At 69.6% G+C, this 11,637-nt stretch carries 14 protein-coding genes; 6 read left to right on the plus strand and 8 right to left on the minus strand.

Annotation, left to right across the window (positions count from 1 at the left end; translation table 11 throughout):
* Nucleotides 1-98 precede the first annotated feature (98 nt).
* Together D7147_RS31950 and D7147_RS31955 are read right to left on the minus strand one after the other, a co-directional pair.
* A complete protein-coding gene (locus D7147_RS31950; protein ID WP_120684447.1) occupies nucleotides 99-977 on the minus strand; it encodes an SDR family NAD(P)-dependent oxidoreductase in 879 nt (292 codons plus the stop codon).
* 12 nt (nucleotides 978-989) lie between these two features.
* Entirely contained in the window at nucleotides 990-1,199 is a 210-nt protein-coding gene (locus D7147_RS31955) for a YbaB/EbfC family nucleoid-associated protein (protein WP_120684449.1), read from the minus strand.
* A 469-nt stretch (nucleotides 1,200-1,668) separates the two neighbouring features.
* Between D7147_RS31955 and D7147_RS31960 the strand changes: the two genes are divergently transcribed.
* On the plus strand, nucleotides 1,669-2,580 hold the full coding sequence (locus D7147_RS31960) for a nucleoside hydrolase (RefSeq protein WP_120684451.1): 912 nt from the start codon (nucleotides 1,669-1,671) through the stop codon (nucleotides 2,578-2,580).
* A gap of 32 nt (nucleotides 2,581-2,612) precedes the next feature.
* Here the strand turns inward: D7147_RS31960 and D7147_RS31965 are convergent, their stop codons facing one another.
* Nucleotides 2,613-3,386 (minus strand): DUF2785 domain-containing protein, encoded by a 774-nt coding sequence (locus D7147_RS31965; protein ID WP_147437491.1) that lies wholly within the window; start codon nucleotides 3,384-3,386, stop codon nucleotides 2,613-2,615.
* Nucleotides 3,387-3,482: 96 nt separating this feature from the next.
* Here D7147_RS31965 and D7147_RS33470 point away from each other — a divergent pair, with 96 nt between their 5' ends.
* The 4 genes from D7147_RS33470 (at nucleotide 3,483) to D7147_RS31980 (ending at nucleotide 7,128) form a co-directional block, all read left to right on the plus strand.
* The gene (locus D7147_RS33470) at nucleotides 3,483-3,617 is read left to right on the plus strand and encodes a hypothetical protein (protein ID WP_267900780.1); all 135 of its coding nucleotides are present in this window, start codon (nucleotides 3,483-3,485) and stop codon (nucleotides 3,615-3,617) included.
* Nucleotides 3,614-4,813 (plus strand): cupin domain-containing protein, encoded by a 1,200-nt coding sequence (locus D7147_RS31970; protein ID WP_120684455.1) that lies wholly within the window; start codon nucleotides 3,614-3,616, stop codon nucleotides 4,811-4,813. Before D7147_RS33470 ends, D7147_RS31970 begins: the two co-directional genes overlap by 4 nt.
* 70 nt (nucleotides 4,814-4,883) lie before the next feature.
* Nucleotides 4,884-5,471, plus strand: coding sequence for a TetR/AcrR family transcriptional regulator (locus D7147_RS31975; protein ID WP_199716746.1), 588 nt, complete (start codon nucleotides 4,884-4,886; stop codon nucleotides 5,469-5,471).
* A gap of 397 nt (nucleotides 5,472-5,868) precedes the next feature.
* A complete protein-coding gene (locus D7147_RS31980) occupies nucleotides 5,869-7,128 on the plus strand; it encodes a CynX/NimT family MFS transporter (RefSeq protein WP_199716747.1) in 1,260 nt (419 codons plus the stop codon).
* Between the two features lie 179 nt (nucleotides 7,129-7,307).
* Here the strand turns inward: D7147_RS31980 and D7147_RS31985 are convergent, their stop codons facing one another.
* Both D7147_RS31985 and D7147_RS31990 read right to left on the minus strand, forming a co-directional pair.
* Complete coding sequence (locus tag D7147_RS31985; protein ID WP_120684461.1) at nucleotides 7,308-8,072, minus strand: glucose 1-dehydrogenase; 765 nt, start codon at nucleotides 8,070-8,072, stop codon at nucleotides 7,308-7,310.
* 46 nt (nucleotides 8,073-8,118) lie between these two features.
* Nucleotides 8,119-9,063 carry a quinone oxidoreductase family protein gene (locus D7147_RS31990; RefSeq protein WP_199716748.1) on the minus strand — a complete coding sequence of 315 codons (945 nt, stop codon included), beginning with the start codon at nucleotides 9,061-9,063 and terminating at the stop codon, nucleotides 8,119-8,121.
* Between the two features lie 224 nt (nucleotides 9,064-9,287).
* Here D7147_RS31990 and D7147_RS31995 point away from each other — a divergent pair, with 224 nt between their 5' ends.
* Nucleotides 9,288-9,677: a winged helix-turn-helix transcriptional regulator gene (locus tag D7147_RS31995; RefSeq protein WP_120684465.1), complete on the plus strand. Its 390-nt coding sequence runs from the start codon at nucleotides 9,288-9,290 to the stop codon at nucleotides 9,675-9,677.
* 69 nt (nucleotides 9,678-9,746) lie between these two features.
* On the opposite strand, the gene D7147_RS32000 is transcribed toward D7147_RS31995, so the two are convergent.
* The 3 genes from D7147_RS32000 to D7147_RS32010 form a co-directional block, all read right to left on the minus strand.
* Complete coding sequence (locus D7147_RS32000; RefSeq protein WP_233563620.1) at nucleotides 9,747-10,508, minus strand: DsbA family oxidoreductase; 762 nt, start codon at nucleotides 10,506-10,508, stop codon at nucleotides 9,747-9,749.
* Nucleotides 10,509-10,553: 45 nt separating this feature from the next.
* Complete coding sequence (locus D7147_RS32005) at nucleotides 10,554-11,219, minus strand: TetR/AcrR family transcriptional regulator (RefSeq protein WP_158609417.1); 666 nt, start codon at nucleotides 11,217-11,219, stop codon at nucleotides 10,554-10,556.
* A gap of 25 nt (nucleotides 11,220-11,244) precedes the next feature.
* Nucleotides 11,245-11,637, minus strand: a 393-nt coding sequence (locus tag D7147_RS32010; RefSeq protein WP_147437492.1) for a nuclear transport factor 2 family protein, incomplete at its 5' end; no start/stop codon positions are given.

Below are 11,637 nucleotides of genomic sequence, written 5' to 3' on the forward strand. Positions count from 1 at the left end.
GCACCACCCGGCTCCGGAAGCAACGGCGCAATCACCACCCACGCCTCATCGGTCAACTCACCACGACGCACCACCGGCACATCGTCAACCATCAACCACTACAAGATCGACAGGACACGCCCTAGGCCGACCAGCCGTTCGCTGAGCCGCCACAGCCGCCGCGCGCTCGGACGGTCGGCGACGATCGGAGCGGGCACGGCCCGCAGGGTGCCCTCGTAGTATCCGCCGCTGACGGTGTCACTGACCGCCGCGCGCAGCACCGCCAACGCGCCGTCCTCGACGGGGGCGCCGCTGCGGCTGTAGAGGCGCGTCAGGGACGTGCGCACCACGCCCGGGTGCACGTTCACCACGGCCACCCCGTCGACGCGCTCGGGCAGTTCGGCGCCGAACATGGTGAGGGCCAGCTTCGCCTGGGCGTAGGCCGCGACCGGCGAGTACCGTCCGGTGCGGTCGAGATCGTCCCAGCGCAGGTCTCCCATCCGGTGCAGGCTCGACGAGAGGTTGACCACCCGCGACCCACCCGCCGCGCTCAGCGCGGGCAGCAGCAACCGGGTCAACAGGTACGGGGCGAGGTAGTCGACCTGCCAGGTCAGCTCGTGGCCGTCCACGGTCTCCGCGCGCCGCATCTCACCGGCGACGGCGGCGTTGTTCACCAACAGGTCCAGTGGGGAGGTGACCTGGTCGGCGAGGTCGCGCACCTCCGCCAGGTGGGTGAAGTCGGCCGCGACCGGCCGTAGCCGCTCCGGGTCCGCGCCCTGACTGATCAGGCGGTCGGCGGCGACCGCGCCCTCGGCACTGGTGCGGGCGTGCAGCAGCACCCGCCATCCCATGGCGGTCAGCCGCGCGGCGACCGCCTGGCCGATGCCTCCCGCGGCGCCGGTGACGAGCGCGGTCCGCGGGCGGTGCGCGCGGAGTTCCGCCGACCGGTTACGGCCGGCGCTGGTGGTGGCTGGGTGATCGACGGTGATGGCAGGCATCTTCTTCTCGCCTCAGGCGGTGTGGTGGGTGGTATCGGCCCGCGCCGAGCAGGCGCGCTGGATCGCCTCGATGCAGGCGCCGGCGAGTTCGGCGGCGGTCAGGTCGTACATGGCGCGGGGGTCGATCCGCAGTGCCGCGAGACGTCCGTCGGGCCGGATGGTGGCCTCGACGTAGCCGGCGGCATCGGCGGCGGTGACGCCCGATTCGATGATCTCGTGCACGGTCGTTGCTCTCTGTCGAATGGGGTCGCGGCAGGTCCCGGCCGAACCGGCGAGGACCTGCCGCGTGGAGGCGGAAAGGGACGGGTGGCGGGCTCCCGCCGCCGCGGGGGGTCGCTGCGCTGTCTGGACCGCATCGACCTGGTCAGGCGGTTGGAGGGCTCGCCGTTTCGAGGGGACCCACGTCTTCCTTTCACCCCGTCGGGTTCGATCGCCCCGACGTGACCAGCACACCTCGACCTCGTGGCGGCGAGCAAGGATCTTGACGTGTTCGGTACGCGGCGGGGCCGGGTTTTCACACCGTCGATACGCGACACGCGTTGCGGTGCAGGCAGATCCGGCCGGTGTGGCGTGCCGCTCACCGTCCGGAACCGCCCGTTCACCGCATCGGCTCGTACGTTGGCCGAGCCGGCGGCGGCATCGCCTGCTTCCGCTGCTTCCCGGGCCGGCAGTTCGGATAATCGATCCCGCCATGGAGAGCACCCCGGTCCTGCTGGACACCGACATCGGCAACGACATCGACGATGCCGCCTGCCTCGCGTACCTGCTCGCGCAGCCCCGGTGCGAGCTGCTGGGCATCACCACGGTCAGCGCCGAGCCCGAGCAGCGCGCCGCCCTGGCGAGCGTGCTGTGCCGGGCGGCGGGGCGCACGGTGCCGATCCTTCCCGGAGCCGCGCAGCCGCTGGCCGGCCCGTCCGTTCAGGGGCCGCCGACGCAGGCGGCCGCGTTGGCCCGGTGGGAGCACGAGACCTCGTTCCCCGCCGGTGCGGCGGTGGAGTTCCTGCGGCGGACGATCCGGGAGCGTCCAAGCGAGGTCACGTTGCTGGCGATCGGCCCGCTGACGAACGTGGCGCTGCTGTTCGCGGTGGATCCGGAGATCCCGTCGCTGCTGGGGTCGCTGGTGCTGATGGGTGGGGCGTTCACCACGGTGCCCGGCCCGGAGTGGAACGTGCGCTGCGATCCGCATGCGGCGGCCCGGGTGTACGCGGCCCGGGTGCCGGTGCACCGCTCGATCGGCCTCGACGCGACGACACGGGTGCGGATGGAGGCCGAGGCCTTCCTGGAGCACTGCACGAGTCCGCTGCTGCGGCCGGTCGCGGACATGGCCGCGTCGTGGTTCGCCGAGCGGTCCGAGATCACGTTCCACGACCCGCTGGCCGCGGCGACCCTCTTCGACCCGGCGCTCTGCGTGTTCGCCGCCGGTGAGGTGACGGTCGACCGGTCTTCCGGGCCGGCGGCGGGGGTGACGACCTGGCGAGCCGCCGAAGAGGGCGGGACGGGGCCGCACGAGGTGGCCGTCGGCGTACGGCCGGAGGCTTTCATCGACCACTATCTGACGATCCTCGACGCGGCGCCGTCCGGGGCACGGATCGGTCGTCGCTGACCGTTGCCGAGCGAGGATTCGGCGTTGCAACCTCAGGACAGCACAGCGGCCAGCCGTCCCATGATCGAGTCGCGGTGCGTCAGCTGGATGCGCGCCCCGCCGTGCCCGTCGGGTACGCCGAGGTGAGTCAGTAGGTAGAGCATGCGCAGGGTGCGCAAGGCGTTGCTGACGTGGGCCGGAGTGATGCCTGGAGTGAAGCTGTTGAGCTCTTCCTCGATCGTTTCGAGCCAGCCCAGCGATTGCCGTGGGGTCAGTTGAGGGCGGGTGAGGGTCAGTGCGATCGCGTAGCCGAGCCGTTCGTCCTCACGCTCGGCATAGAGGTGGTCGGTGGGTGCGATCAGCCGCGCGGCCGCCACGTCAAGCATTCCGGCCGGGTCGACTTCAGGATGGCGGCCGAGTGTGCCGAGCAGGTCCGCGCCGTGGGCGACCGCGTGCAGCCAGCCAAGCTTTTCGTCGTGGCCGCGCAGGTCGGTCTCGGCCGGGTACCAGCGTACGAATGACTCCGGCCAGTGCGGGCGCAGGTCGCCCCGGCTGACGATCATGTCCAGGACCAAGGGTGCGAAGGTGCGGGCCTCGATCCGCGGATCGGCGAAGCGTGACGCCATCTGGTCGCCGAGCCAGGCACGCCGTTCGCCGGCGATGACGTCACGGGCGATCCAGGTGCGCAGCACCGCATGCGGCGTGCCGTCGCGTATGCCCGGGTCGGCGTCGCCGAGGCACGTGGCGAGTTCGGTGGTCAGGTCGTCCAGGTCGGCTCCGGCGGGCGGAGTGCTGTCGCTGCGGTAGATCTCGTCCCAGTCGGTCACGGCCCGGCAGGCCACCGGAGGTACACGGACTCGCGGTCGCTCGTCGTGGTCTCGGGTTCCGACAAATTCACAGCGCCGCTCGGCCTAGCATTGTGCGTGGTCAAGAATCGGACGCCGTGGAACGGGCTGACGGCCGGCTCGGTGGTCGCTACCCTCCGCATGATCGTGGCGTTCCCGCTGTTCCGGCACCGATTCAGCCAGGGCATCGCGTTGAGCGGGCTCAAGGGATGACCGAGGCTTCGCCCCGACAGCTGGTTGAGGAGCTGTTGAACGACGGCGGGGGAGTGCTGCGTCTCGCGCCCGCGTTCGTGGCGCGGGACCTGGTGCCGCCCGGACGGCGGTTCGGCCTGCCCGAGGAGGCGTACGACCTGGGCGAGCGGGGCTACCTCTGTGAGCGGTGGCTGGGCTCGACCACGAAGGCGGACAACCGGATCGGGCCGGATGACGAGGGGCTCAGCCGCATCGTCGACTCGTCGGGCCGGCCCCGGCTGACGTTGCGCGAGGCCGTGGCGGCCGATCCGGCCGCGATCATGGGCGCGGGGTACGCGGCGAGTCATCCGCAGGGTCTCGGACGGCTGGCGAAGCTGCTGGACTACGGGGCGCGAATCCCGTACCACATCCATCCGCCGCAGCGCTTCGCCGAGCTGCTGGGCCGCCGGTCGAAGGACGAGGCGTACTACTTCCCGGCGGGCGTCGATGCCGGCCCGCACCCGGAGACGTTCTTCGGGGTGCACCCGTGGATCGTCCGGGAGCGTGCGTACGACGTGCTCCTGCCGTACCTCGTGGACTGGGACAGCAACCTGATCCTGCGGCACTCCCGGGCCGAGCTGCAGGTGCCGGACGAGGGTTTCCAGGTGCCGTCGGGGGTGCTGCACGGGCCGGGTACGGCGCTCACCGTGGAGTTGCAGGAGGACTCGGACGTCTTCGCGATGTTCCAGGCGCTCAACGCCGGTCGCATCATCGACAAGGAGCTGCTCTTCCACGACGTGCGCGCGGCCGACCGGGAGGCGCACGGCGAGCGTTTCCCGCTCAACTTCGTGGAGTGGGAGCTCAACGGCGATCCGTTCTTCTACGAGAACAACCACCTGAGTCCGCAGCGGGTCGAGACCGACGGCGGCGGCGAGGAGTGGTGGATCTTCTACAACACCCCGAAGTTCAGCGGGAAGAAGCTCGTCGTGCCACCCGGGGGGCGGCACACGGCGGCCGAGAACGGGGTGTACTCGATCCTGGTCTGGTCGGGTTCCGGAACGTACTGCGGGCACGACGTGCGTGGTGGTGACGCCGACCGGGACGAGCTGTTGGTGAGCCATGCCGCGGCGACCGCCGCCCATCCCGTGGAGAACACCGGGGACGGCGATCTGGTGATCTTCAAGTTCTTCGGCCCGGACGTGAACGATACGCCGTCGATCCGCCGGTACGACGGGTAGGGCGGGGCGCCGGCACCGCCGCGAGGCACGTCACATGGTCGACATACGTACTAGTAGGTATGGTCGTGGAGTGGCCAGACAACAGGACGACGCGCGTGAGCGTCTGATCGAGGGAACCTCCGAGCTGCTCTGGGAACGCGGGTACGTCGGCGTGAGCCCGGCGGCCATCCTGCGTCGCTCCGGAGTCGGACAGGGCAGCATGTACCACCACTTCCAGGGCAAGGGGGACCTTGTACTGGCCGCCGAGCAGCGCAGCGCCGCGTTGATGCAGGAAGAGCTGAGATCCGTCCTCACCGGCGACGGGACGGCGTTCGAACGGATCTCGGCGTACCTGTTGCGGGAGCGCGACGCGCTCCGCGGGTGCCGGGTGGGCCGGCTCGTCGCCGACCCGGAGGTGGTCGTCAACGACCAGCTCCGCGAGCCGGTCCGGGAGACCTTTGCGCTGCTGCACCGGTTCCTCGTCGACGTGATCGAGGAGGGTCGGGCGGCCGGTGAGTTCGCCCCGGAGATCGACGCCGACGAGACCGCCTCCGCGCTGGCGGCCGTGGTGCAGGGTGGCTACGCCCTGGCCCGGGCGGAACAGTCCGTCGTGCCGTACGAGCGTGCCGTCCGGGGCGCCCTGGCGCTGCTCAGGGCCTCGGTGCCTAATGCCGGGTGAGCCGGCCGCCGCGGGGGCGGGGAAGCGGCGCGGTCAGCGGCCCGGCGCGGAGCCGCAGCGTGCGGCGGCTGTTGCTGGCTGATCGATCCCCCGCTCGGCGGTGACTCGCCCCGTAACCCTTGGCGGTGCCTGATGGACGGGCGTTCGCGTCCGCTCGGTCCGACGCGCCCTACCGCCCTCCTGGACGCGCCGCGTTTCGTCGTGCCCGGAGTCGTCACGCCGTTCTGAGCGGCCCGGTCGAGAAACAACCCTGCGGAACGGGGGTTCGTCTGAGCCGATATATCGATATACATCAATCAAATGTCGGCGTGCGGCCGGCAGTCACAGCTCGAGGGGAAGCCTTATGTCCATCGATCCACCAGTGGCCGCGGAGCGCGGTGCATCGCCCGCTCAGGGGGTGTCAACCGTCGACGCCGGCCACCATCGCTCGGCCCCCCGACGATCGGCAGTCCTGCTCGCCGTCGGGCTGGTGCTACTGGCGATCAACCTCCGTCCCGGGGTGGTGGCCGTCTCGCCGCTGCTCGACACCATGCGCGCCGAGACCGGCATGTCGACGGCGTTGGCCGGTCTGCTCACCACGCTTCCCCTGCTCTGTTTCGGCCTGCTCGCGCCGCTCGCGCCCCGCCTCGGACGCCGGTTCGGGGTGAACCCCGTGCTCCTGGTCATGATGCTGCTGCTGGCCGCCGGAACCGTCGTGCGGCTGCTGCATCCCACGAGCGCGCTGCTGACCGGCACCGTCATCGTCGGCGCGGCGATCGCCGTGGCCAACGTGCTGCTGCCCGGTGTGATCAAGCAGGAGTTCCGGTCCCGGGTGGCCCTCATGTCGGGCATCTACACCATGTCGCTCTTCATCGGCGCGGCGCTCGCCGCCGGCGTGACCCTGCCGGTCCGCAACGCCCTGCACCTCGGCTGGCGACCGGCGCTGGCGATGTGGGGTGTCCTCGCCGTCCTGGCCGTGCTCGTGTGGCTGCCGCAGCTGCGCCGCCGGACGGCGGACGAGAGCGCGGGCCTGTCCCGGTCGCGCGGCGGTGACGTCAGTGACCAGCTGGTACGGGGTCTCTGGACGCATCCCGTGGCGTGGTTCGTGGCGTTCTACTTCGCGGCGCAGTCGTTGGTCTTCTACTCCGCGGCGGCCTGGCTGCCGACCATTCTCACCGGCACGGGGATGTCGTCCGGTACGGCCGGCTGGATGCTCTCCTTCTCCAGCCTGTCCGCCATCGTCGGAGCGTTGTTCACGCCGATGCTGGCCAACCGCTGGCTCCACCCCGGCGTGCTGGTGCTGCTGAGCGCGCTGCTGACCATGACCGCTTTCGCCGGGCTCCTGGTGACGCCGGATGCGAACACCTACCTGTGGATGGCGCTGATGGGTGTGGGGCAGGGTGCCGGTCTGAGCCTGTCGGTGATGTTCATCGTGCTGCGCGCGCCGGACGCCCGGCACGCCGCTCAGCTGTCGAGTATGGCGCAGTGCTCCGGATACATCCTCGCGGCCGTCGGCCCATTCGCTCTCGGGGCGCTACACGACTCCACCCGCAGCTGGGCCGTTCCGCTGGCGGCGCTGATCGCCCTCGGCGTGCCGACCCTCGCCTGCGGGCTCGGTTCGGCCCGTGACCGGTACGCCTCGCGCGAGGTGACCGTTGTGCCGCGTCCAGCAGCGTGACGTTTCTCGTGATTCTGGGGGTCGAAGGGCGGCGGTCTGCCGCCCTTCGACCCCTTCTCGGGCCGACCGGCAACTGGATCGATCAGCTGCCGCCCGTACGAAGCCGGCGGTGAGCCTTTCAGGGCTGTGACCGCGTCAGCCAGGGGCGTCACACCCACCGAAGATCGACGTCCGGGTCCTCAGGCGGCGGTCAGGCCGCCATCGATCGCGAGCGCGGCTCCAGTGATGAAGCTGGCTTCGTCGCTCAGAAGGAAGGCCGCGAGAGCGGCGATCTCATCGGGCCGCCCGATCCGGCCCACCGGGTGCATAGCGCCCGCAGCGCGGATGGCCTCCTCCGGATTCGGGCCCATCGCGCCCCGTAGCAGCGGGGTGTCGACGCCGCCGGTGACAAGCGCATTGACCCGCACACCCGTTTCGGCCACGTCGAGTGCGGCCGACCGGGTAAGCCCGATGACGCCGTGCTTGGCGGCGCTGTAGGCGGCCATGCCGGCCGCACCGGTGACACCGACGTTGGAGGCGTTGTTCACGATGGCGCCGCCGCCGGACGCCTGCAGCGCGGGAATCTGGTACTTCAGTCCGAAAAAGACACTGTTGAGGTTGAGTGCCAACTCGGCGCTCCAGGCGTCCTCGTCGACCTCGTGGATCTGACCGTGCGCAGTGGCCGCGCCGACGTTGTTGAAGGCGCCGTCGAGCCGGCCGTAGTGGTCGACCGCCTGCCGGACCAGCTGCTCGACCTCGCTGCCGACCGTCACATCGGTCGGCACGAAGATCGCTTCTCGCCCGGCGGACTGCAGCTCGGCGACGAGTGTCTCGCCGGCGTCCTTGCCGCGTGCGGCCAGGACGACCTTCGCTCCCTCGGCGGCGACCCGCTCTGCGAGGGCCCGTCCCATGCCGGAGGTGGCGCCGGTGACCAGGATGACTTTGTCGGTGAAGCGGGTGGACATCATGGATCCTTGTCTCAGTCTCTGGGTTGGCAGATCAGTGGGTGGTTCAGAAGGTGAGAACGAGCCGGCCGCGAACGCCGCCGGCTGCGAACAGGCGGTGCGCGTCGTGCGCCTCGGCGGCGGGTAGGGTCTTCGCGACCCGCGGGATGAGCACACCCGACTCGGCGAGACGGCGGATCTCGTCCAGCTTGTCCGCCCGTCCGGCGTACTCGGGCACGAACGGCGTCCGTACCGTGATCCCGCGGGTGCTGTCGGCCTGATAGCCGCCGGGTTCGTCGCTCTGGCGGAACCGGACCAGCGTGCCCCCATCGCGGATGGCGTCGAAGAGCCGCGACCCGAACAGCGCCACGTCAGCGACCGCGTCCACGCCATCGGGATAGCGGGCCCGGAGGCGTCCAGCGACATCGGAGCCCCTGGCCACGATGTCGATCGCGCCGGACTCACGGACCAGAGCCTCATCGGCCGGAGCAGCGTCGCCAATCACGATCAGGCCGGCCTGCCTGGCCATCTGGATCAGGTAGCTACCGAGCGCCCCGGCGGCCCCGACCACAGCCAGGGTCGAGCCTGGCGCAAGATTCAACTGGTCGAGCGCCAGCATCGCGGTCAATGCGTTCATCGGCAGCGTCGCGGCGGCCTCATGACTGGTGCCCGCAGGCGCACGGACGATCCAGTTGGCCGGGCGTACCACGTACTCCGCATAACCGCCGCCGCTGTTCTGGAGGGAGCCGTCGGGGGCCGGAGTCACTGGTAGGAGCATCGCCATCACCGGGTCACCGATCGACAGGTCGGTCTCCGTTCCGGGGCCGATCTCGTCGACCACACCCGCGACGTCCATCCCGGGCACGTAGGGCCCCGGCACCCCGGCGAGCGCAGGTGCGTGGGCACCCGACCGCAGCAGCGTGTCCGACGGGTTCACCGCCGCCGCACGTACGTGCACCCGAATCTCGCCCGGGCCAGCATGCGGATCCGGCAGTTCGATCGCCTGCAGCACCTCCGGTCCGCCGAACTTGTAAAGACCAACAGCTCGCACGAATGCATTCCTTTCATGGTCTAGTTCACGCACTTTGGATCGGATCCGAACGACCCGAACGAGTATGCGGAAAACTGGGTATAGCGACAAGAAGGCACTTCAAGGTGCCCAGGTATCATGAGGGGAACCACCCGTGCCAAATGAGTGCAGCCTGGGCACCTGGTATATCTCGTATACTCTGGACTATGGCGCATCCGATCACATCCGCGGACGACACGGCCTTGGCCTTGTGTGGGCAGGGCCGGGAGCTGGTGCGGGACGTACTCGAACGAATCGGCGACAAATGGTCCGTGGTCGTCATCTGCCAGTTGGGCGACACCACGAAGCGGTTCAACGAGCTGCGCCGGCTCAGTGAACCGATCACTCAACGCATGTTGAGCGCCACGCTGCGCGGGCTGGAGCGGGACGGTCTGGTCACCCGAACCCTCCGGGACACCAAACCCCTTCGAGTCGACTACGCGCTGACTTCGCGCGGCCTCAGCCTGCTCGCCGTCGCGCGGAATCTCGCTGGGTGGGCGGTGGAGAACGCCGCCGGTATCCAGGAGTCAAGGACGACCTTCGACGCTTCCCAGTGAAAAGCAGCCGATGCACGCGCTGCGGTACTGCCGGGTCCGTCGCCGATTGGTAGGTGAACCCGGGGTCCGTCAGCAGGCGGCCGGTCGCGCGACGGTCCCCCCCACGCCTGTTCTTCCGGGCAGGTCGCAGGCGCCGTCCGCGTCGCACCCGGCCTGGTCGGCTGCGCCGACGATTGTCAGTTCGGATTGGCGATCGGTCCAGGCGCGCCCCAGCACCTCGGAGAAGACCTCGATCGGCTGGGCGCCGGAGAGCCCGTACTTCCGGTCGATCAGGAAGAACGGTACAGCGTTTATGCCCAGCTGTGCGGCCTCGGCCTCGTCCTTGCGTACCTTGTTGGCGTACGCCCGCTTGTCGGCGAGGACCGTCCTTACCTCGGCTTCGTCGAGTCCGGCGTGGACGGCGAGTTCCACCTGATGCTCGGAGTCGTAGATGGTCCGCTCCGATGCGAAGTTGCCCTCGTAGAACCGTGTCAGCAGCTCGTGCTCCAGGCCCTGGGTCGCGGCCAACTGAAGCAGTCGGTGCAGGTCGAAGGTGTTGCCGTGGTCCCGGAACTCGACGAGGTATTCAAGGCCCTCCTTCCTGGCGATGCCCGCGACGTTCGCCTCGGCCGCTCGGGCCTGTGCCGGGGTCATGCCGTACTTCTCCGCGTGCGCCGCGCCGGTTGTCGGGCGGGTCTGGGCCAGCCGGGGGTCGAGCTCGAAGGAACGGTGCGCTACCTTCACATGCTCCGCGTGAGAGAACGTGGCAAGTGCCTTGTTGAACCGGGCCTTTCCAATGAAACACCACGGGCAGGATATGTCTGACCAAATTTCGATGTGCATATTCTTCATTCCTTGAAGGGTTTCCTTTGTCTGCCGGAGCGTGCAGCTCTTCGGTCATCCTGCGCTGTGGACCTGCGGCCCCGGCCCCTCAAGAGGGGTTCGCCCGGGGGCGCGCATTCCGTCGAGCAGGATCGTGACGACTCGACGCCACCCGTCCGGCCCTGCGTCGACGCCGAGGCAGTGGTCGGTGTCCAGCGACGCGCGTGAGCAGATCAAGACGTCCTGCCAGGTCACGTCCTCGCGCAGGTAGCCTGCCGCGCGCGCCCGCTCGGTGAGCAAGATGACCGCGTCCTGCAGTGCGGCGGTCCGCTGTGCGAGCTCGGGTGACGGTGGCCCCTCGCACTCAGCGGTGACCTCGGCTAGTCCGCGGCTGTCCCGATGTGCTCCGGCCAGCTCCATCATGAACTCCGCCAGCCCGTCCCAGGGATCCGGGCGCTCCATGCAGACCTGCGCGGTATCGCACAACTCGTCGTAGAGGCCGAGCACGACGGCGTCGAGTAGCGCCTCCTTGGTGCCGAAGCGCCGATACAACGTGCCTACCCCCACGCCCGCCGCCTTCGCGATGTCCAAAGCCGACACGTCGAGCCCACGGGAGGCGATCGCCTCCCGTGTCGCTGCGATCAGCTGGCGTCGGTTGTGCCGCGCGTCCGCGCGGACGCCGGCCACACTGTCCAAGGGTGGCGCGGTGCTCGGCCGGCTCTGGTTCTGCTGCTCGTCCATGCGCCGATGGCGTGCCGGATCCCGATCAGGCATTCGCAACCCAGCTCTCAAGCGGGTCCATCCAGAAACGGCTGAGCAGCACCGAGTCGATCAGCCACTGCCCGTCGACCTTCTTGTAGGTCTCGCGGTACTGCCCGTAGCCGTGGTGTCCCTCGGGAGCGTCCGGACCGGCCGGGAAGGTCAGGATGTCCTCCATCGACCAGATGCCGGTCGCCGTGTTCGGCCCCGTCATCTCGATCTCCGGCATGGCTCCCGAGTGGGCCGACGGTGCGGCGCCGGTGAGGTCGCGGATCGTGTACGCGAATTCCTTCGGCGACTTCCACGTGATCCCGTCGGTCACGAGCCTGGCGTCCGGGGTGAAGAGCGCGGCCAGCTCATCGTGCTTCTTCTCGTCCACGAAACGGAAGTAGCGAGCCTT

The organism is Micromonospora musae, from assembly GCF_003626545.1.
Lineage (GTDB): Bacteria > Actinomycetota > Actinomycetes > Mycobacteriales > Micromonosporaceae > Micromonospora > Micromonospora musae.